The organism is Microbulbifer pacificus, from assembly GCF_033723955.1.
GTDB classification, from domain to species: Bacteria; Pseudomonadota; Gammaproteobacteria; order Pseudomonadales; family Cellvibrionaceae; genus Microbulbifer; species Microbulbifer pacificus.
This window is the reverse complement of record NZ_CP137555.1, coordinates 522,974-543,898: the sequence shown is the minus strand read 5'-3', so window position 1 is coordinate 543,898 and position 20,925 is coordinate 522,974. Positions and strand designations below refer to the sequence as shown.

Annotated in this window: 19 protein-coding genes; 12 read left to right on the top strand and 7 right to left on the bottom strand. The window is 59.1% G+C overall.

Annotated elements, in window-relative coordinates:
• Positions 1-46: 46 nt before the first annotated feature.
• On the bottom strand, positions 47-1,198 hold the full coding sequence (locus R5R33_RS02370; protein WP_318954463.1) for a sigma-70 family RNA polymerase sigma factor: 1,152 nt from the start codon (positions 1,196-1,198) through the stop codon (positions 47-49).
• Between the two features lie 308 nt (positions 1,199-1,506).
• Positions 1,507-1,953 (bottom strand): hypothetical protein, encoded by a 447-nt coding sequence (locus R5R33_RS02365; RefSeq protein WP_318954462.1) that lies wholly within the window; start codon positions 1,951-1,953, stop codon positions 1,507-1,509.
• Between the two features lie 170 nt (positions 1,954-2,123).
• Here R5R33_RS02365 and R5R33_RS02360 point away from each other — a divergent pair, with 170 nt between their 5' ends.
• Entirely contained in the window at positions 2,124-2,450 is a 327-nt protein-coding gene (locus R5R33_RS02360) for a hypothetical protein (protein ID WP_318954461.1), read from the top strand.
• Positions 2,451-2,552: 102 nt separating this feature from the next.
• Here the strand turns inward: R5R33_RS02360 and murQ are convergent, their stop codons facing one another.
• Positions 2,553-3,479 (bottom strand): N-acetylmuramic acid 6-phosphate etherase, encoded by a 927-nt coding sequence (gene murQ, locus R5R33_RS02355; protein WP_318954460.1) that lies wholly within the window; start codon positions 3,477-3,479, stop codon positions 2,553-2,555.
• 244 nt (positions 3,480-3,723) lie between these two features.
• Between murQ and R5R33_RS02350 the strand changes: the two genes are divergently transcribed.
• Complete coding sequence (locus tag R5R33_RS02350; RefSeq protein WP_318954459.1) at positions 3,724-4,104, top strand: VOC family protein; 381 nt, start codon at positions 3,724-3,726, stop codon at positions 4,102-4,104.
• A 5-nt stretch (positions 4,105-4,109) separates the two neighbouring features.
• Here R5R33_RS02350 and R5R33_RS02345 read toward each other — a convergent pair whose 3' ends face one another.
• The 4 genes from R5R33_RS02345 to R5R33_RS02330 form a co-directional block, all read right to left on the bottom strand.
• Complete coding sequence (locus R5R33_RS02345) at positions 4,110-4,865, bottom strand: YciK family oxidoreductase (RefSeq protein ID WP_449843689.1); 756 nt, start codon at positions 4,863-4,865, stop codon at positions 4,110-4,112.
• 61 nt (positions 4,866-4,926) lie between these two features.
• Positions 4,927-5,592, bottom strand: a complete 666-nt coding sequence (locus tag R5R33_RS02340) for an HAD family hydrolase (RefSeq protein WP_318954458.1) — start codon at positions 5,590-5,592, stop codon at positions 4,927-4,929.
• A gap of 18 nt (positions 5,593-5,610) precedes the next feature.
• The gene (gene ubiG / locus R5R33_RS02335) at positions 5,611-6,315 is read right to left on the bottom strand and encodes a bifunctional 2-polyprenyl-6-hydroxyphenol methylase/3-demethylubiquinol 3-O-methyltransferase UbiG (RefSeq protein ID WP_318954457.1); all 705 of its coding nucleotides are present in this window, start codon (positions 6,313-6,315) and stop codon (positions 5,611-5,613) included.
• A gap of 52 nt (positions 6,316-6,367) precedes the next feature.
• A complete protein-coding gene (locus R5R33_RS02330) occupies positions 6,368-7,735 on the bottom strand; it encodes a TRZ/ATZ family hydrolase (RefSeq protein WP_318954456.1) in 1,368 nt (455 codons plus the stop codon).
• Between the two features lie 246 nt (positions 7,736-7,981).
• Here R5R33_RS02330 and gyrA point away from each other — a divergent pair, with 246 nt between their 5' ends.
• The 10 genes from gyrA to pyrF all read left to right on the top strand — a co-directional run bounded on the left by gyrA (position 7,982) and on the right by pyrF (position 20,828).
• On the top strand, positions 7,982-10,564 hold the full coding sequence (gyrA, locus tag R5R33_RS02325) for a DNA gyrase subunit A (protein ID WP_318954455.1): 2,583 nt from the start codon (positions 7,982-7,984) through the stop codon (positions 10,562-10,564).
• A 338-nt stretch (positions 10,565-10,902) separates the two neighbouring features.
• Positions 10,903-11,982 carry a 3-phosphoserine/phosphohydroxythreonine transaminase gene (gene serC / locus R5R33_RS02320; RefSeq protein ID WP_318954454.1) on the top strand — a complete coding sequence of 360 codons (1,080 nt, stop codon included), beginning with the start codon at positions 10,903-10,905 and terminating at the stop codon, positions 11,980-11,982.
• Between the two features lie 39 nt (positions 11,983-12,021).
• Entirely contained in the window at positions 12,022-13,125 is a 1,104-nt protein-coding gene (gene pheA / locus R5R33_RS02315; RefSeq protein WP_318954453.1) for a prephenate dehydratase, read from the top strand.
• Positions 13,126-15,399: a bifunctional prephenate dehydrogenase/3-phosphoshikimate 1-carboxyvinyltransferase gene (locus R5R33_RS02310; RefSeq protein ID WP_318954452.1), complete on the top strand. Its 2,274-nt coding sequence runs from the start codon at positions 13,126-13,128 to the stop codon at positions 15,397-15,399.
• Between the two features lie 87 nt (positions 15,400-15,486).
• On the top strand, positions 15,487-16,173 hold the full coding sequence (gene cmk / locus R5R33_RS02305) for a (d)CMP kinase (protein WP_318954451.1): 687 nt from the start codon (positions 15,487-15,489) through the stop codon (positions 16,171-16,173).
• Between the two features lie 180 nt (positions 16,174-16,353).
• Positions 16,354-18,033 carry a 30S ribosomal protein S1 gene (gene rpsA / locus R5R33_RS02300; RefSeq protein ID WP_318954450.1) on the top strand — a complete coding sequence of 560 codons (1,680 nt, stop codon included), beginning with the start codon at positions 16,354-16,356 and terminating at the stop codon, positions 18,031-18,033.
• A gap of 140 nt (positions 18,034-18,173) precedes the next feature.
• Positions 18,174-18,482: an integration host factor subunit beta gene (gene ihfB, locus R5R33_RS02295; RefSeq protein ID WP_318954449.1), complete on the top strand. Its 309-nt coding sequence runs from the start codon at positions 18,174-18,176 to the stop codon at positions 18,480-18,482.
• 76 nt (positions 18,483-18,558) lie between these two features.
• Positions 18,559-18,867, top strand: a complete 309-nt coding sequence (locus R5R33_RS02290; protein ID WP_246068517.1) for a lipopolysaccharide assembly protein LapA domain-containing protein — start codon at positions 18,559-18,561, stop codon at positions 18,865-18,867.
• 1 nt (position 18,868) lies between these two features.
• Complete coding sequence (lapB, locus tag R5R33_RS02285) at positions 18,869-20,059, top strand: lipopolysaccharide assembly protein LapB (RefSeq protein ID WP_318954448.1); 1,191 nt, start codon at positions 18,869-18,871, stop codon at positions 20,057-20,059.
• Positions 20,060-20,111: 52 nt separating this feature from the next.
• Positions 20,112-20,828: an orotidine-5'-phosphate decarboxylase gene (gene pyrF / locus R5R33_RS02280; RefSeq protein WP_318954447.1), complete on the top strand. Its 717-nt coding sequence runs from the start codon at positions 20,112-20,114 to the stop codon at positions 20,826-20,828.
• The last annotated feature ends 97 nt before the right edge of the window (positions 20,829-20,925 follow it).

The following is a 20,925-nucleotide window of genomic DNA, read 5'->3' as shown; positions in this document are numbered from 1 at the left end:
GAGTGCCGGGATGCTCTGTGGGTTAGGGGTGAGCGATAGATAAGCGTCAGCGCCACTGCCGTTTGAGTTGTCGCAGCGCGTCCGAGTGCAACTGGCGTGCGCGCTCCTGGCTGAGTCCCAGTTGTTCGCCGATGACCCGGAAGGAGCAGTCGCGATCCGAGATCAGGCCATAACGCAGGCTCAATACGGTGCGTTGTCGCGGCGGCAGCTTGGCGACCGCATCCCGCAATCGCTGTGCCAGTTCCTGGTTCGAAACCAGCTCGTCGGTATTGAACATCTCGTTGGCCGGTGCGTAGTCGAGTCGGGTACTGCTCTGGTCGTCAGAGATGGGGTCGTCTAGGGAGCTGGTGGGGCCGGGCAGTTTCAGCAGGCTCTGTACCCGCTCCAGATCCAGCCCGGTCTGTTTGGCGATGTTTTCATCCGATGCCGGCAAACCCTCCGATCGCACCTGGTTGATAGCCCGGTAGATATTGCGCAGATCGTCCTGCACGTTGGCGGGTTGGCGCACCAGGTCGTCATTGCGCCGCAGGGTCAGCTGGATTTCCTGTTGTATCCACCAGTAGGCGTAGGTGGAGAAGCGGTAACCCATCTGCGGTTTGAAGCGCTCGATCGCCTTCATCAAGCCGACGTTGCCCTCCTGGATCAGGTCGATAAAGGGAACCGATGGATTGCGGAAGCGCTTGGCGATGGCGATCACCAGCCGCAGATTGCACTGGATCAGTTTCTTGCGCTGCTCCTTGAAGCGCTTCATCAGGTTTTGCAGTGCACTGCGGTCGCGCTGGGATATCTTTTCGCCGTCGAGCACTGCCTCTGCCCTGGCGATGATGAGCCCGTGATCGTAGGCGCCGGTGCTGCCGCGCTGTTCCACGCCTTCACTGCGCAGGTCCACCAGGTCGGTGCCGCGTTTCTGCAGCAGGGCAATGATTTTGTCTTCCAGCTCCCGCAGCAGGCAGGTTGTGGTGTGCTCCTCTTCCGGAGTCAGCAAGTCAAGCCGATACAGATGCTTGAGGTAGTTCTGCATCGGTGTGCCGACATTGTCGCCCAGGGAATCATCGGATGCGGACTCATCCTCGATCGCGTTCTGGGACGTCTGCATGGATTGTTCGGGGTCTTCCTGCTGGAAGTCATCCCCGGTCAGATTGGTGCCATTTTCCTTCAGCCATTCATCATCCCTTGAGTTGATATTTACTCGGGACAAAAGTCTGAACCTTATGCTGGGGCAGTGCGGTGCAGCCTTCTCGACCGATCTGCCTGCCGTAAAACCACCGGCGTTATCCTTTCGCAGGATTGCGGTATGGCGCACAAATCGCCATGCGAACATATTGAATATAGATGACGGTTGAATGGTGCGCCGGAGAAAGACCGACCAGTGGGTTCTATTTGTGACGGGGTAAGGAATGGGGCGGTTTTAATAACAAAATATTGTAAAAAGCACTGCTGTTCCCTCGTTGTGTGAAGCCAAAACCGGGGGCGAACGAGAAGGGTGGTAGCGGTGCTTGCGGTGGCTTACTGGATTCGCCTGACGCGCAGGGAGCGCACACCGGTTACCTTGTGCATGATGAATGAGCCGAAGGCCCCGCGCTCCACGGCAACGCGTTCGCCGCCCCGCCAGATGGCGCGGTCGCTGCTCTCCACCTGTTGCCAAACCTGCCCGTTATCCAGCGTGAAAATGTATTTGCCGAAAGCGCCTTCTTTCGCGCTGGTTATGGTGGCGGTAATGGATTCCGGGGCCTCTTTGATTGCCTGCTCCTGTTCCCGGCCGAATTTCTGCTCGGCCTGTTCGTGCAGATTGCCAGTGATCCGATCGAAACAGGCCAGGCGCTTGCTGTCATCGCTGAACTGGCTGCACTGCAGCCACTGCTCGCGGAGGGGCTCGTTCCCGGCTGCGGGCAGCGTGAATGACGCCAGTAACAGGACTGGAAACAGTACGGTGGTTCGGGAACGGGGCTGCATTATTTTTTCCATATTGTCAGTTCCGATCGTTGAGTTCAGAAGGATCTGCACATTCCCTGGGCAGAGGGCAATTCAAACTGAGCCACCTGTCACGTTTCCTCCCGTAAGGGCATGGAACAATGGAGGCTCAAGCAAGAATAACCACAAGTCGACACACTCAGGGGTTGGAAATGAAAAAATTGTTACTTCCCGCGCTCGCTATCGCCGCTATCGGCGGCTATCTCTACTACATCAATTTGGACGCTCCGGCACCGCAGGTGGTAACTGCGGAAGAGGCCATCGTAGAAGATGTGAACGCTGCAATGGTCGAAGCAGAGGCTGCCGGTGCCGGCATTAAGCCGGCCGGTGAAGAGGTGATGGCCGCTGCAGATGGGGATGTGTTCGCGGACGTGCCAGAAGCCATGGACCACGTCCTCGATGAGGCCTCCGAGTCCGTCGAGGAAGCTGTGAACGCGGTGGAAGATTCCGGGGAAAGTGTAGATCACGCGCACGAGTGATCGGCGCAAGTCTCCGGCGTCTGACCGGGCAAAAAAATACCCGGGACTAACCGGGTATTTTTTTGCCCGAAGCGAGCGGCGAGCGGAAATGGGTTGGCCTGACTATTTCCCTTGTTGCAGATTCTGCAGCGCCAGCCGCAGGAAACCATCGGCGTTTTTCAGTGCGTCCTCTGCCGGCGCACGCTCGAGACCACTCAGGATCATCATGATTGCCAGTTTGGCGTTGTGGTCGCACTGATTCAGTACCCGGTCGGCTTCCTCGTAGGGAGCGCCGGTGGCCTCCACCACAATCCGTCGTGTGCGGTCCACCAGCTTCTGGTTCGTTGCCTTTACATCCACCATCAGGTTGTAAAAGCTCTTGCCGGTTCGGATCATGCTGGCGGTGGTGATCATGTTCAGTACCAGCTTTTGCGCCGTACCGGCTTTCATGCGCGTGGAGCCGGTGAGCACTTCCGGGCCCACTTCCGGGAGAATTGCGATATCCGCTTCGTTCGCAATGGCGGCGGACTTGTTACACGCGAGGGCGACGGTGGTGCATCCGAGGCTGCGAGCGTAGCGCAGCCCGCCGGTGACATAGGGCGTACGACCGCTGGCGGCGATACCGATAACTACATCTCTCGGGGTCAGGTGAATGGATTTGAGATCCTGAGCGCCCAGTTCGGGGTTGTCTTCTGCTCCTTCCTGCGCGCGGTGCACGGCCGCTTCCCCCCCGGCGATCAGGGGGATAACCATACCCTCTGGCACTCCGTAGGTAGGCGGGCACTCCACGGCATCCAACAGGCCAATGCGCCCACTGGTACCGGCGCCCATATAGATCAGGCGCCCGCCGGAGCGAAAGGCTTCCACCACCGCATCCACCACCAGAGCCACTTCCGGCAGTACCTGGCGGACGACACCGGGCACGCTGCTGTCGGCATCATTGATTTTTTCCAGGATGCCCAGCGTCGGCAGCAGGTCGATGTCCAGTGTGTCCGGATTGCGCGACTCACTGGCAAGGGATCCGAGTTCTCTCGCGAGCGTTTTTTTCATATCCCCCTCGCCGGATGGGCGTACCTTTATCGTTAAGGGAATTTTTGCGGCCAAATCCGGACGACGCGGTCGCTGGATGCCACGGTCATGACTGGGTGAATCTGGCGGGTGATGTCTGCGCATGGCTGAAGTGTAATCAGGCCTGCTAATTGGTACCACCGGGCTGCGGGTAATTGATCGGATGTATGTCGGTTACAGGAAGAGTTATGCTTTGCGGGAATAAAAAAATATCGGATAGAAATTAATGAATCTGAATCAGATCACGTTGCCGGTGCGTGACATGCCTCAGGCCACAGCGTTTTACCGCCGTCTCGGTTTTTTACAGATTGTGGATACGCCGCACTACGCGCGTTTTGAATGCCCGCGGGGTGAGAGCAGTTTTTCGCTGGCACTGGAAGAGGGAGATTTCCGCAACGGCGCAGTGATTTATTTCGAGTGTGAGGATCTGGACGCGCGGGTGGCGGCGCTGCGAGAAAAAGGCGTTGAATTTGCGCAGATGCCGGAGGATATGCGCTGGCTGTGGCGCGAGGCGGTACTGTATGACCCCAGCGGCAACAAGCTCAAATTTTACTGGGCCGGGGAGAATCGACTCAACCCGCCGTGGCGGGTTGAGATCTCGGAGTAGCGCAATTATTTCTGCGCGTTGAATTGTTTGCCGTTGATACCGATGCTGTCATCGCCCATCAGGTAGAGATAGGTGGGCATGATGTCTTCCGGGGTGGCGACGGTTTTCGGGTCTTCCGCCGGGTAGGCGGCCGCACGCATGTTGGTGCGGGTGGCGCCGGGGTTGATGCTGTTGACACGAATATTGGACACGCCATCCACTTCATCTGCCAGCACCTGCATCATGCCCTCGGTGGCGAACTTTGACACTGCATAAGCGCCCCAGTAGGCGCGGCCTTTGAGGCCCACGCCGGAACCGGTGAAGATCACCGAGGCCGACCTGGACTCTTCCAGCAGCGGCAGCATGGCCTTGGTGAGGCCGAAGGCCGCGTTCACATTGACCTGCATCACCTGCTGCCACACCGAGTAGTGGTAGTTCGCCATCGGGGTGCGCTGCCCCAGCAGGCTGGCGTTGTGCAGTAGGCCGTCGAGGCGGCCGAATTCCTGTTCCACGCCCTGCGCCAGAAATTCCAGTTCTTCCCAGCGGACGCCCGCGAGATCGACCGGCAAAATGGCGGGTTTGGCACCGCCGGCGGCTTCGATTTCGTCGTACACCGCCTCCAGCTTGGGTACGGTGCGCCCCAGCAGGATGACCGTAGCGCCGTGGGCGGCATAGGTTTTGGCGGCCACGCGGCCGATGCCGTCGCCGGCGCCGGTGACGAGGATGATTTTGTCCTTCAGCAGGTCCGCAGGAGCTTGGTAGTCGGTGATGGTCTCAGACATCGGGAATCGGGCTCGTTGATGAGGTTTCTATCGCGCGCGGTGATTTTGTATGTCGCGCCGATTATTTGTTCAGGTAGTGCTGCTGGAGCAGGGGCCAGATTTCACTGGCGTTGTGAATCAGGTGGTCGGCCTTCCAGTTTTCGGGATCATCGCCGCTGTCGATATAGCCGTAGCTGCAGGCGATAGTGGGCATGCCGGCGGCGCGTCCGGCCATGATGTCGCGCTCGTGGTCGCCCACATAAACCGCCTCTGACGGGTGGCAGCCGATGCGGCTACAGGCGAGCAGAATAGGCTCCGGGTCCGGCTTGCGGTTGGCGACGTCATCGGGGCAGATGATCGCGCCGGGAGTGGGGAGGTGCGCAAATGCCTGCAGCAGCGGAATGGTGTAGGCCGAAGGCTTGTTGGTAACCACACCCCAGACGATACCGTATTCCGCCAGTTGGTTCAGCAGTCGTTCTATGCCGGGGAAGGGGACGGTGTGCTTGGCCAGGTGCATCAGGTACAGGTCCAGCAGGCGCTGGCGCAGGTCACTGAATCCCATTTCGCCCTCGTCGACGCCGAAGCCCAGGCGCACCATGGCGCGGGCGCCATTGGAAACCACTTCGCGGATGGTGGCATCTGCCAGTGGCGGCAGATGTTCCTGCTGGCGCAGCTGGTTGAGCACCACCACAAAGTCCGGGGCGGTGTCGAACAGGGTGCCGTCGAGGTCGAAGAGTACAGCTTTCATATCCGGGTACTTCTGGTTTTATTCTGCTGGGCGAATGGTGTGCATCAGGTAATTGACGTCTACGTCCCTCGGGTTGAGTTTGTACTGCTTGGTGAGGGGATTGTAGGTCATGCCGGTGATGTCGCGGGTTTGCAGGCCTGCTTCGCGCGCGCAGCGCCCGAGTTCCGACGGGCGGATGAATTTGCCGTATTCGTGGGTGCCCTTGGGAAGCATGCGTAGCACGTATTCGGCACCGACCACCGCAAACAGCCAGCCCTTGGGGGTGCGGTTGATGGTGGAGAAGAAAATGTGGCCGCCGGGCTTGACCAGTTTGGCGCAGGCACGGATGACGGATGCCGGGTCGGGCACGTGTTCGAGCATCTCCAAACAGGTGACGATGTCGTAACTGGCGGGCTCGGCTTCGGCGAGCTCTTCGACGGGGAGGCGGCGGTAGTTGATGTTGACGCCGCTTTCCAGGGCATGGAGTCTGGCGACGTTCAGCGGAGCTTCGCCCATGTCGATGCCGGTGACGTCGGCGCCGCGCTGTGCCATGGCTTCGGTAAGGATGCCGCCGCCGCAACCGACGTCGAGGACCTTTTTGCCGGCGACGGGGGCGCGCTGGTCGATGTAGTTGGCGCGCAGTGGGTTGATCTCGTGCAGGGGCTTGAATTCGCCCTGCATGTCCCACCAGCGGCTGGCCAGTTGTTCAAATTTGGCGATTTCCGCCGGATCTACGTTGATCATCTTGCTCTTTATCTTGTCTCTTGGCAGGTGGTTCTTCCCACCGTTACCCTGCCTATTGTGTGCGACCGGCGATTCTATCACGCCATACCCCGGCCCGTTGCCGCACTTCTTCCTCGTTCAGCGTCATTAGTCTGCGATCTTGCAGTAATAGTTTCCCCGCCACCCACACATTGCGCACATGGTGCCCGTTGGCGGTGTAAATCAGCTGCGAGAGGGGGTCGTGCAGCGGCTGTTGTTCCAGTTCGCTCAGGTCAATGGCGCACAGGTCTGCGGCTTTGCCCACTTCGATGCTGCCGGTTGCGTCGTCGATCCCCAGGGCGCGGGCGCCGTTGAGGGTTGCCATCGCCAGGGCCTGGTGGGCGGGAAGAGCGGAGGCATCACCGGAGATGGCTTTGGCGAGCAGCGCGGCGGTGTTGGTTTCCAGCAGTATGTCGAGGCCGTTGTTGCTGGCGGCGCCGTCGGTGCCGATGGCGACATTGATGCCGGCGTCCAGCAGTTTTGCAATGGGGGTAAAGCCGGAGGCGAGTTTCAGGTTGGAGCGGGGGCAGTGGGCAATGTGCGCACCGGTCTTCTGCAGCAGCGCGATGTCGGAGTCATCGACTGCGGTCATGTGGACGCAGAGCATCTGCGGCGACAGCAGGCCCAGGCTGTGCAGGCGCTGTATTGGGCGCTGGCCGGTGTCGGCAAAGGCCTTTGCGACCTCACCCGCCGTTTCGTGCAGGTGCATCTGCACCGGCATCTGCAGTTCGTTGGCATAGATGGCGATTTTTTTAAGGGTTTCATCGCCCACGGTGTAAGGAGCATGGGGGGCGAAGGCGAGGCCGATGCGGCTGTGGGAGCGGTAGTCGTCGCGGAGTGCCAGGCCTTTTTCGATAGCGTCGTCACCGTTTCTGGACCATGCATTGGGGAAGTCGATGATCGGGAAGGCAATCTGTACGCGCATGCCGGCCTCCCGTGCCGCAGCAGCGGTGGCTTCCGGGAAGAAATACTGGTCGGAGAAGGTGGTGGTGCCGCTGCGGAGCATTTCGGCCATCGCGAGGCGGGTGCCGTCGGCGACGAATTCGGGGCTGACCCACTGCTGTTCCGCCGGCCAGATGTGCTTCTGCAACCAGGTCATCAGCGGTTGGTCATCGGCAAAGCCCCTCAGCAGGCTCATGGCGGCATGGTTGTGGGTGTTGATCAGGCCGGGGATCAGGATCTGGTTGTCGAGCTGGTGTTCCTCTCGCGCACGGAAGCGGTTGCGCGCCTCTGCGGTGGGGAGGATGGCGGCGATGAGTCCGCCCTTGATGGCCAGCGAGCAGTTTTCATACAGCCGTCTTTCCGGCACCACGGGGATGATCCAGCGGGCGTGAATCAGGGCATCGACTGCCTGTTTATTGTTCGATTTTTCTGTGAAATCGCTGTTATTTGCTGTGGCCATTGTGTGTTTTTTGTCCCGGGGCAAAGCCGCAGACTTTAGCGGCGCTGGCGAGCGTGAACAAGTCTCTACAAGTCGTCCTACCGCGCGCCACTTGTGGTAGAATCGCCCGCTTGATCGGGGTCTGTGACCAGCTGGCCCCACCAGTTTCCCAGCCTGTTGCTGTGTTTACCCGGAGAGGGTGGCGGCGGTGGGTGGAGCCGGGGCCTGCCCCGCGGGCGGCGTTAACGATAAGGAATGCCTGAAAATATGGGCGAATTAGCCAAAGAAATTTCTCCGATCAATATCGAAGAAGAGCTGAAGCAATCCTACCTCGACTATGCGATGAGCGTGATTGTGGGCCGTGCGCTGCCGGATGTGCGCGACGGTCTGAAGCCGGTGCACCGCCGGGTGCTCTTCGCCATGAACGAACTCAAGAACGACTGGAACAAACCCTACAAGAAGTCAGCCCGTGTGGTGGGTGACGTGATCGGTAAATACCACCCGCACGGAGACAGTGCGGTGTATGACACCATCGTGCGTATGGCGCAGCCGTTCTCCCTGCGCTACATGCTGGTAGACGGTCAGGGTAACTTCGGTTCCATCGATGGTGACAGCGCAGCGGCGATGCGTTACACCGAGATCCGTATGGACAAGCTCGCCCACGAGCTGCTGTCGGACCTGGATAAAGAGACCGTCAACTTCATCGACAACTACGACGGTTCCGAGCAGATGCCGGAAGTGCTGCCGTCGCGGGTGCCGAACCTACTGGTGAATGGCTCCTCCGGTATTGCGGTGGGTATGGCCACCAATATTCCGCCGCACAACCTGAGCGAAGTGGTGCGCGGCTGTCTGGCACTGATCGACAACAGCGAACTCACTGTCGACGACCTGATGGAATATATCCCGGGCCCGGACTTTCCCACCGGAGCCACCATCAATGGCCGTGCCGGCATTCTCCTGGCGTACCGTACCGGCCGCGGCCGTATCTACGTGCGCGCCAAGGCAGAGGTGGTGCGCGACGAAAAAACCAGTCGTGAAACCATCATCATTCACGAGATTCCCTACCAGCTGAACAAGGCGCGCCTGATCGAGCGCATTGCCGAGCTGGTAAAAGAGAAGAAGATCGAAGGTATTTCCGAGCTGCGCGACGAGTCCGACAAAGACGGCCTGCGTGTGGTGATCGAGCTCAAGCGCGGCGAGCTTGGGGATGTGGTGTTGAACAACCTCTATTCCCAGACCCAGCTGGAAAGCGTGTTCGGTATCAATATGGTGGCGCTGGTCGACGGTCAGCCCAAACTGCTGAACCTGAAAGAGCTGCTGGAATACTTCATTCGCCACCGCCAGGAGGTGGTTACCCGCCGCACCGTATATCTGCTGCGCAAGGCGCGCGAGCGCGGGCACATCCTCGAAGGTCTGGCGATCGCCATTGCCAATATCGACCCGGTGATCGAGCTGATCAAGGCCTCCGCCACCCCGGCGGATGCCCGCGAAGCGCTGCTGGCCAAGGGTTGGCCGGTGGGTGACGTGCAGCAGTTCCTGGAACGCGCCGGTGCCGATGCCTGTCGCCCGGACGAGCTGCCGAAAGAATTTGGCATGCGCGATGGTGCCTACTACCTGTCCCCGGCTCAGGCCCAGGCAATCCTTGAGCTGCGCCTGCACCGCCTCACCGGTATGGAACACGACAAGCTGCTGGCGGAGTACAGTGAGCGCCTGGAGCAGATCGCCGAATACCTGGAGATTCTCGGCAGCCCCGAGCGTCTGATGCAGGTGATCCGCGAAGAGCTGGAACTGCTGGAAAAAGAGTACGGCGATGCCCGCCGCACCGACATTGTTGCTTCCCGTCAGGACCTGTCGGTAGAAGACCTGATTACCCCGGAAGACAAGGTGGTGACCATCTCCCACGGCGGCTACGCCAAGAGCCAGCCGCTGGCGGACTACCAGGCCCAGCGCCGTGGTGGCATGGGCAAGTCGGCCACCCAGGTGAAAGACGAAGACTTCGTTGAGCACCTGCTGATCGCCAACTCCCATGACACCATTCTGTGCTTCTCCAACCACGGCAAGGTGTACTGGCTGAAAGTTTACGAAGTGCCGACCGCCGGTCGCGCGTCTCGCGGTCGCCCGATGGTGAACATGCTGCCGCTGGAAGAGGGTGAGCGCATCAGCAGCCTGATGCCGGTGTCCGAATACGATGAAAACCACTTTATCTTCTTCGCTACCGCCAACGGCACGGTGAAGAAAACGCCGCTGACGTCCTTCTCGCGTCCGCGCAGCGTTGGTCTGCGGGCGATTGACCTGGATGAGGATGATCGTCTCGTGGCCACCGCGATTACCGATGGCAGCCGCGATGTACTGCTGTTGACCAGTGCCGGTAAGGCCGCCCGTTTTGCCGAGGAAAATGTGCGCTCCATGGGACGTGTGTCCCGCGGTGTGCGCGGTATCCGTATGGCGGATGGTGTCTCCGTGATTGCCATGGTGATTCCGGAAGAGGGTGGCTCGGTGATGATGGTGACCGAGAACGGTTACGGCAAGCGCACTGCCACTGCGGACTTCCCCACCAAGGGGCGTGGTACCCAGGGTGTTATTGCTATCGCTGAGAGCGAGCGCAATGGTGCATTGATCGGTGCCTGCCAGGTACACCCGGGTGAAGAAATCATGTTGATTTCCGACCAGGGCACCATGGTGCGCACGCGGGTGGATGAGGTTTCCGTGCTGGGTCGTAACACCCAGGGCGTGCGGGTAATTCGCCTGAAAGAGGGCGAGCAGCTGGTGGGGCTGGCGCGGATTCAGGAAACTGATGATGCCAGCAGCGAAGAGGGTGGTGCTGTCGATGATGGCGCCGCCGACGAGTGATGGCTGCACCCCGTGAACCCCGAGAAAGGCTGCGATGATTCGCGGCCTTTTTTGACTTTGGCGGCCCGAACCTGCGCGGTGGCGAAAGCCCTGTAACCGAGCTGGGAAAATTCCGTGATCGCCAGTTTAGTGATGGCCGGAATTGGCAAAGATTTAATTCGAGGCACCTCTAAAAATCTACTGCGCGTGCGCCTGGCGACGTCCGGCGGTGCTCGGAATGCTCATGTATCACCTATACACTGCGCTTCCTGTGCTCCGGCGGCCGCCACCAGCCACCCGCTCGCGACGATTTTTAGAGGTGCCCTTCAGATCTGTTTTTCTTCTGGGAAGTGGAATCAATGAGGAAGTTTAATTTCTGTGCGGGTCCTGCGGCGCTGCCGGAACCGGTGTTGCGCCAGGCGCAGGAAGAGTTGCTGGACTGGCAGGGTATCGGTTGCTCGGTGATGGAGGTCAGCCACCGCTCGCCGGAATTTGTCGCGGTGGCGGAGCAGTCCGAGCAGGATCTGCGCGACCTTCTGCAAATTCCCGACAACTACAAAGTGCTGTTTCTGCAGGGCGGGGCTACCGCCCAGTTCAGTGCGGTTCCGTGGAACCTGTTTGGTGCCGACAGCAGAAAGGCGGATTACATCCACACTGGCCAGTGGGCAGAAAAGGCCATCAAGGAAGCGGAGCGTTACGGTGAAGTCAACATCGTTGCTTCGGCGGAGGATCGCAACTTCTCCTACGCCCCTGCGGCAGATAGCTGGCAGGAAAGCGCGGACGCGGCCTATTTCCACTACACGCCCAATGAGACCATCGGTGGCGTGGAGTTTCCGTATATTCCGGAGGTGAAGAGCCCGCTGGTTGCGGACATGTCTTCGAACATCCTGTCGCAGCCGATTCCGGTGGAGAAATTTGGCTTTATCTACGCGGGTGCGCAGAAAAATATCGGCCCGTCCGGCATTGCTGTGGGAATCGTGCGCGATGACCTGCTGGATCGCGCGCTTCCGGAAATTCCGCGCAGCCTGAGCTGGAAGATCGCTGCGGAAGGCCAGTCCATGGATAACACGCCGCCGACGTTTGCGTGGTATCTCTCCGGGCTGGTGTTCAAGTGGCTCAAGGCTCAGGGTGGTGTCGACGCGATGGCAGAGCTCAGCCTGAAGAAGTCCGGTCTGCTGTACGGCTTCCTCGACCGTAGCGCATTTTTCTCCTGTCCGGTGGCGAAGGATAGTCGCTCGCGCATGAATGTGCCGTTTGTGTTGGCGGACGACAAGCTGGACAAGCTGTTCTTGCAAGAGTCGGAAGCGGCAGGGCTGTTGAACCTGAAAGGCCACCGTTCCGTTGGTGGTATGCGCGCGTCGCTGTACAACGCGGTTCCGCTGGAGGCGGTGGAGGCTCTGGTGGCCTTTATGGCTGACTTCGAGCAGCGTCACGGTTGATATAGCGTTAACGACAAGTTAAGTATTTAGGCGAGAGTTATGTCTGAAAATAAGCCGAAGCAGGACGAGCGCCTGCTCGAACTGCGCAATCGCATCGACACTATCGACAGCGAAATTGCGCGGCTGATTTCCGAGCGCGCCAACTGCGCGCTGGAAGTCGCGGAAGTAAAAAAGAGCAATGGCGAAGATGCGCTCTACTACCGCCCCGAGCGTGAAGCCCAGGTGCTGCGCCGGGCAATGGAGCGCAACCCCGGCCCACTTACCAATGAAGAGATGGCGCGTCTGTTTCGCGAGATCATGTCTGCCTGTCTGGCGCTCGAGGAGCCGATCAAGGTGGCTTACCTCGGGCCTGAAGGTACCTTTACCCAGCAGGCGGCGCTTAAGCACTTCGGGCATTCCGCGGTTTCCAAGCCGCTGGCGGCTATCGACGAGGTGTTCCGCGAAGTGGAGGCGGGTGCGGTCAACTACGGCGTGGTGCCGGTGGAGAATTCCACCGAGGGTGTGGTAAACCACACTCTGGACAATTTCATGACGTCCAACCTGAAAATCTGCGGCGAAGTGGAATTGCGGATTCACCAGCACCTGATGATTTCCGACATCACCCGCAAGGAATCCATTACCCGCATCTACTCCCATGCACAGAGCCTGGCGCAGTGCCGCAAGTGGTTGGACTCCTACTATCCCAATGTGGAGCGAGTCGCGGTCGCGAGTAATGCCGAGGCGGCCAGGCGTGTGAAGGGTGAGTGGAATGCGGCGGCCATCGCCGGCGATATGGCGGCGGAGCTGTACGGTCTCAAGATCCTCAATGAGAAGATCGAAGATCGCCCTGACAACTCTACCCGCTTTCTGATCATCGGTTCGCAAGCGGTACCGCCCAGTGGCGACGATAAAACGTCGCTGATGGTATCCATGCGCAACGCGCCGGGTGCGCTGCACGACTTACTGGCACCGTTCCAGCACCACAAAATCGATCTGACCCGGGTGGAAACACGCCCGGCCCAGAGTGGCAACTGGACCTATGTGTTCTTTATCGATTTCGTCGGACACCGCGAGCGCGAAAATGTGGCAGCGGCACTGAAAGAGGTAGGCGCCTGCGCTTCAGATATGAAAGTGCTGGGCTCCTACCCCCGCGGAGTGCTGTAAATGGCGGTGGCAGGCGAGCGCAATGGGCAGGAAGCCTTTGGGGTCGATGTCGGCCGCCTGGTGGTGGTCGGCATTGGCCTGATCGGCGGCAGTCTTGCGCTGGGGCTGAAGGCTGCCAGCGGTTGCCGCGAGGTTATCGGCGTGGCGCGCCGGGCACAGACCTGCGAGCAGGCGGTTGCGCTTGGCGTGGTGGATCGCGCGGTTACCGATCTCGGTGAAATCCTGCCGGAGCTGGAGGTGGGTGATGTAATTTTTGTCGCGGTGCCGACGCTTGCCGTGGAAGCGGTATTCACGCAGTTGAAGGATTCTTTGCCCGCCGGGGTGACCGTTACCGACGGTGCCAGCGTCAAGGGCAGTGTGGTTGCGGCGGCAAAAAATGTCTGGGGGCAGGTGCCGGATTTCCTGGTGCCGGGCCACCCGATCGCCGGTTCGGAGCAGAGTGGTGTAACCGCCGCGCGCGATGACCTCTACATTGCCCATCGCATCATTCTGACGCCGCTGGAAAACACTGCTGCGGTGCATGTGCAGCGGATTCACACCATGTGGGAAGCAGTCGGTGCGGAAGTGCTGACCATGCCGGTGGTGGAGCACGATGATGTGCTTGCGGCCACCAGCCACCTTCCCCATGTGATTGCCTTCGGGCTGGTGGATACCCTGGCCCACGACGCGGAAAACGAGAATATTTTCCGCTATGCCGCCGGTGGCTTTCGCGATTTTACCCGTATTGCCTCCAGCGACCCGGTGATGTGGCGGGACATCATGCTCGCCAACCGGGATGCGATTCTCAAAGCTATCGACCTATACACCTCCAATCTGGAATCCCTGCGCAGTGCCATTGCCAGCGGCGACAGCGAACACCTGATGGGGGTTTTTACCCGGGCCAAGGCGGCGCGGGATCACTTCACCAAAATGCTGGCCAAAAAAGCGTACACGGAAATTATGGAAGCGAAGGAAGTAACGTTTGTCGCCCGTCCGGGCGGCGCAGTGAACGGCGATCTGCGGGTGCCGGGCGACAAGTCCATGTCGCACCGCTCCATCATGCTGGGCTCTCTGGCTGAAGGTGTCACCGAGGTAGAGGGATTTCTTGAGGGGGAGGACGCACTGGCGACCCTGCAGGCTTTCCGCGATATGGGTGTGGTGATCGAGGGGCCGGTCAATGGTCGTGTCACCATTCACGGCGTGGGTATGCACGGATTGCAGGCGCCACCCGGGCCGCTGTATGTGGGCAATTCCGGAACCTCCATGCGACTGCTTGCGGGCCTGCTGGCGGGGCAGGCATTTGACTCTGTGTTGACCGGTGATGAATCCCTGTCCAAGCGCCCGATGAATCGCGTGGCCAATCCACTGCGGGAGATGGGGGCTGCGGTGGAGACCGCAGAGGACGGTCGTCCGCCGGTGAAGATCAATGGCGGCCAGTCCCTGAGGGCTATTGATTACACCCTGCCCATGGCCAGCGCCCAGGTGAAATCCTGTGTGCTGCTGGCGGGTCTCTATGCAGAAGGTGATACGCGTACCACCGAGCCTGCGCCCACCCGCGACCACACCGAGCGTATGCTGGCCGGGTTCGGCTATGACGTTAACCGCGATGGTCCCCGCGCCAGTGTGCGTGGCGGCGGCAAGCTGACCGCCTGTCATATTGATGTGCCTGCAGATATCTCATCTGCCACCTTCTTTATGGTGGCGGCCTCCATCGCTCCGGGATCCGATGTGCTGCTGCGGCATGTGGGTATCAACCCCACCCGCGATGGGGCAATAAACATCCTGCGGGCCATGGGCGCGGACATTACCCTTGAGAATCGCCGCGAGGTGGGCGGTGAGCCGGTGGCGGATATTCGCGTGCGCTACGCGCCGCTCAAGGGTATCCAGATCCCGGAAGATCAGGTGCCGCTCGCCATCGACGAGTTCCCGGCAATTTTTGTCGCCGCCTCCTGTGCGGAAGGGGAAACCGTACTTACCGGCGCGGAAGAGCTGCGGGTGAAGGAAAGTGATCGCATCCAGGCCATGGCGGACGGGCTCAAGATTCTCGGTATCAATGCCGAGCCTACGCCGGATGGCATTGTGATTCAGGGTAAGGGCGGCAACGGTGAAGTCGCGGTATTCGGCGGTGGCGAGGTGGACAGTCTCGGTGATCACCGGATTGCCATGTCGTTTGCGGTAGCGGCGTTGCGCGCGAGTGCGGACATCCGTATCTTGCACTGCGCCAATGTGGCCACGTCTTTCCCCAACTTTGCCGAGCTGGCGCAGGGTGCGGGAATGGATCTGGAGGTGCGCTGAGCGCACCTCTGGAAAACTCAAGGATGCGCTGAGCGCACCTTCATCCTGTACCGGCAAAAAGCAAACTAAAGCAGTACCAAATTAGTTATGACTGAAGCGATCACAAAAGCGCCTGTAATCACCATCGACGGACCGAGCGGTTCTGGCAAGGGCACCATTGCCAAGCTGTTGGCGGATAAGCTCGGGTTTGCGTTACTGGATTCCGGCGCGCTCTACCGCCTGACCGCGCTGGCGGCATTGAACGCAGACGTGGACCTTGCGGATGAGGCCCGGCTCGCGGATATCGCCGGCAACCTGGATATCCAGTTTGCCGTTGCGAACAATGAAGTGAGTGCGCTGTTGGGCGGTAAAGATGTCAGTCGCGATATTCGTATGGAGCGGGTGAGCATGGCGGCCTCAAAAGTGGCTGCCATTCCTGCGGTGCGGGATGCCCTGTTGCAGCGTCAGCGGGACTTTCGCGCATTGCCGGGCCTGGTGGCGGATGGCCGTGATATGGGCACCACGGTCTTCCCCGACGCGCCGGTCAAGATTTTCCTTACCGCCAGTGCGGAAGAGCGCGCCCGGCGGCGCTACGATCAGTTGCAGGGTAGGGGGGTTTCTGTTAGCCTCCGCGACCTGCTGGAGGACATCCGCGCCCGGGACGACCGGGATATGAATCGCGCAGCCTCCCCGCTGGCACCGGCGGAAGACGCCCTGGTGCTGGACAGCACGAGCATCGACATAAACGGTGTTCTGCAAAAAGTGCTTGAATTGGTTCATCAGCGCATCGGTTGATGCTTATTTTGAAACCGGTTCCTACAAACAGATTTTTAACAGCAGTGGCCGGGATCAGCCAGAATTGCCCGGCCGCCGTTGTCATCCGACCCGCGTACTGGCAGCGCGGTGGGGTTCCTACTGGCGGCTGACTAAACTTAACAGTTGTCATCGGTAGAGCCCATATATATAGGTAATGTAATGAGCGAGAGCTTTGCTGAACTATTTGAAGAGAGCCTGAAAAGCGTCGAAATGGCACCGGGTGCGATTGTTACCGGTGTTGTAATCGACGTGGACAAAGACTGGGTTACCGTACACGCGGGCCTGAAGTCTGAAGGCGTTATTCCTGCGGAACAGTTCAAGAACGAAAAAGGCGAACTGCTGCTGCAGGTGGGCGACGAAGTACAGGTTGCCCTGGAAGCGGTTGAAGATGGTTTCGGTGAAACCCGTCTGTCCCGTGAAAAAGCCAAGCGCGCTGAAGCCTGGAAAATCCTCGACGCTGCACACGCTGCAGACGAAGTGGTTAAAGGTGTTATCAGCGGCAAGGTTAAAGGCGGCTTTACTGTTGACGTTGCCAACATCCGCGCGTTCCTGCCGGGTTCTCTGGTAGACGTTCGTCCGGTTCGCGATACCGCGCACCTGGAAGGCAAAGAGCTCGACTTCAAAGTCATCAAGCTGGACGCCAAGCGCAACAACGTTGTTGTTTCCCGTCGCGCCGTGATGGAAGCAGCCAACAGCGAAGAGCGCGAAGCTCTGCTGGCCAGCCTGCAAGAAGGTATGGCAGTTAAGGGTATCGTGAAGAACCTGACCGACTACGGCGCGTTCGTAGATCTCGGCGGTATCGACGGCCTGCTGCACATCACCGACATGGCCTGGAAGCGTATCAAGCACCCGAGCGAGATCGTGAACGTTGGCGACGAGATCGAAGTCAAGGTTCTGAAGTTCGACCGCGATCGCAGCCGTGTATCCCTGGGTCTGAAGCAACTGGGCGAAGATCCGTGGGTATCCATCAAGCAGCGTTACCCGGAAAACAGCCGCGTGAAGGCGGTTGTAACCAATCTGACCGACTACGGCTGCTTCGCCGAGCTGGAAGAAGGTGTGGAAGGTCTGGTACACGTTTCCGAAATGGATTGGACCAACAAGAACATTCACCCGTCCAAAGTTGTCAATGTTGGCGACGAGGTCGAGGTAATGATCCTGGATATCGACGAAGAGCGTCGTCGTATCTCCCTGGGTATCAAGCAGTGCCAGGAAAACCCCTGGGACGCGTTCGCGCGTAAGTTTGCCAAGGGCGACAAGATCTCCGGTAAGATCAAGTCCATCACCGACTTCGGTATCTTCATCGGTCTGGACGGCAGTATCGACGGTCTGGTTCACCTGTCCGACATCTCCTGGAACGAAGCTGGCGAAGAAGCCGTGCGCAAGTTCAAGAAAGGTGACGAGCTGGAAACCGTTATCCTGGGTATCGACTCCGACCGCGAGCGTATCTCCCTGGGTATCAAGCAGCTGGAATCCGATCCGTTCTCTGATTACGTTGCCACCAACGATCGCGGCAGCATCGTAATGGGTACCGTGAAAGAAGTTGACGCCAAGCAGGCGATCATCACCCTGGCCGGCGAAGTGGAAGGTGTTCTGCGCGCTTCCGAAATCAGCCGCGACAAGGTTGAAGACGCCCGTAACGCCCTGAAAGAAGGCGATGAAGTAGAGACCAAGATCACCAGTGTGGATCGCAAGAACCGCGTGATCAGCCTCTCCATCAAGGCCAAAGATCAGGACGACGAGAAGCAAGCGATCAAGGATCACAGCAAGAAGCAGGCTGAACAGGTTCAGCCGGCTACTATCGGTGACCTGATCAAGGCGCAAATGAATAACAAAGACTAATAGGTCCTTGCTATTCAAGGCTCCAGCTCCATGAGCTGAAGCTATCCGGAAGCCGGACTGGGGTTGCCCAGTCCGGCTTTCTATTAGATGATTGCCGCTATTCCAGAATAATCAATGACTTAGAAAGGATTGCGGACAGCATGACCAAGTCTGAACTGATCGAGAAGATTGCTCTGAGGTTGGATCAGCTGCCGGTGAAGGATGTAGAGCTGGCGGTTAAAGTCATGTTGGACACCATGTCGGGTGTCCTGGCTGAAGGGGAGCGGATCGAAATCCGCGGATTCGGCAGTTTTTCCCTGCACTATCGGGCGCCGAGAACCGGGCGCAACCCCAAAACCGGTGACTCGGTCGAACTGGCAGGTAAATACGTACCACACTTCAAACCGGGGAAAGAACTCAGGGACAGGGTCAATCAGCAGCTGAGCCACGATGCGCTTGAAAGTGCGTGATTGCCGAGCTGATTGCAGTGGGCTAACACTGTAACGGACTTATCGTTTTTCACTCCCTCGGGAGCCGGAGGTTCTCTTGTCATTTCTGCGCTGGATATCGCGTCTGCTGTTCGGGGTGCTCGCCCTGGCCTGTATAGCTTTGGGCGTGTATTTCGCGGTCGATAATCCTGAAAGTATCACCCCGCGATTTGCCGGCTACCCGCTGTTTGCGGGCAGTGTCGGATTCTGGTTGATCGGATTTCTGCTGATTGGTGCCTTGCTGGGGTTTCTCGCCAGCCTGTTACCCTACTGGACCGAAAGGCGCCGGGTAAAAGGCTTGGAGCGCCAATTGTTGCGCACTGAGCGCGAGTTGCAGACGGTGCGCCGCCAGGTTGCCGGAGAATGAGTTGAGCGACCTGACGTTTTTCATCTTCATTTTTGCGTCCATCGCCATCGGGTGGTATCTCGGTCGCAAGAGTGGCAAAAAGAAAGGTGCAAAAAACAATCAGCACCATGCTCTGGCGCAATCCTATGCGCAGGGGCTCAATTATCTGCTGAGTGAGCGTCACAACGACGCAATCGAAAAATTCATTGATGCGCTTGAAGTGAGTAGCGCCACCTTTGAAACCCATCTAGCCCTCGGTAACCTGCTGCGTAAGCGCGGTGAGCACGACCAGGCCATTCGCGTGCACCAGAATCTGCTGGCGCGTCCCAGTCTTAACCGGATCAGCCAACAGAAAGCACAGCTGGAACTCGCGCGGGATTACATTGCCGCGGGCTGGCTCGACAGGGCGGAGCGGCTACTGCAGGAGCTGGTGGAAACTTCTTCGGAGCTGCGCAATACCAGTCTCGAATATCTGGTTGAGGTTTACCGGGATGAGCGCGAATGGGCCAAGGCGATCCACGCAGTAAACCTGCTGCACGGACGTCGCTTCAAACGTTTGCCGGGAGAGTGGGCACCGGTACAGGCGCACTTCTGCTGTGAACTGGCGGAAGAGGCGATTAATAGCAAGGATTACCTGAGTGCGCGCAAGCACATTGATGCGGCGCTCGGCTACGATCGGCACTCGGTGCGTGCCAACCTGCTGTTGGGGCGGCTTGAGTATCTGCTTGGGCGCCCGCAAGAGGCCATCAAGGTGCTCGAGAGGGTGCCAAAGCAGAACCCGGACTATATTCCTGAAATTCTCGACCTGTTGATTACCTGCTATGACGCCGTGGGCGATGAGCAGGGATTGGTTCAGTATCTGGAGGTGCTGCTCAAGGAGCATCCCTCGAACAGTGTGCTGATTGCGCTCACCGAACGTATTCACCAAGCGCGAAGTGAAGCGGAGGCCGCGGCTTTTATGGGCAAGCAGCTGGCCCTGCGCCCATCACTGCGGGGGCTTGGCTATTTCCTTAATCTGCATATTGACGGTACCGAGGGGCGCTCGCAGGAAAACCTGTTCCTGCTCAAAAATCTGATTGACCAGCTTATCGCCAGTCGCCCCCACTACCGCTGCAATAACTGTGGCTTTTCCGGTAACCAGTTGCATTGGCTGTGCCCGAGCTGCAAACACTGGGGCAGTGTGCGCTCGGTAAAAGGTATCGAGGGCGAGTAGCGCCCGCGCGGCTGTGCTCGCCGCAAATCCATTTTGAAGATAGAGGTGTTCATTGACTGATTCTGTTGCATCCCCAGTAATCGTGGCGCTGGATTATGACAATGCGGAAGCCGCGCTAGCGATGGCCGCACAATTGGACCCGGCGATTTGCCGTGTGAAGGTGGGCAAGGAGTTGTTCACTATCGCCGGGCCGGATCTGGTGCGGGAATTGGTGGGGAAGGGCTTTGATGTATTCCTCGATCTGAAATTTCACGATATTCCCAATACCGTTGCCGCGGCGGTGCGGGCGGCTGCCAGCCTGGGCGTGTGGATGGTCAATGTCCACGCCAGTGGCGGAGAGCGGATGATGCGTGCCGCCGCGGGTGCACTGGCGCCTCTGGGCGCAAAGCGCCCTCTGCTGATTGGTGTCACGGTGTTGACCAGTACTGCGGAAGACGAGCTGGCACCGGTTGGTGTAATCCGGCCGCTGAAAGAGCAGGTGGTCGCGTTGGCTCAGCTGGCCAAAAGCAGCGGGCTCGACGGCGTGGTTTGTTCGGCGCAGGAAGCGGAATCCCTCAAGCAAACTTGTGGCAGTGCGTTCTCCCTGGTTACCCCGGGTATCCGTCCTGCGGGTTCCGCTGCGGATGATCAGCGCAGAATCGTAACGCCGGTAGATGCTCTGAAAAATGGCTCCGACTATCTGGTAATTGGACGTCCGATCACCGGTGCAGAAAATCCCGCTGCCGCACTGCAGGCGATTGTCGAGGATATCCGCAACAGCGAGGTTTGATGGATCGGCAAGTGGGGCTGTTGGTTGTACCAAGGTCCCATTTAGTGCCCGGCTGTAATCACGTGTAATGGCGTGTAATCGCCAAAGGGTCAAAATG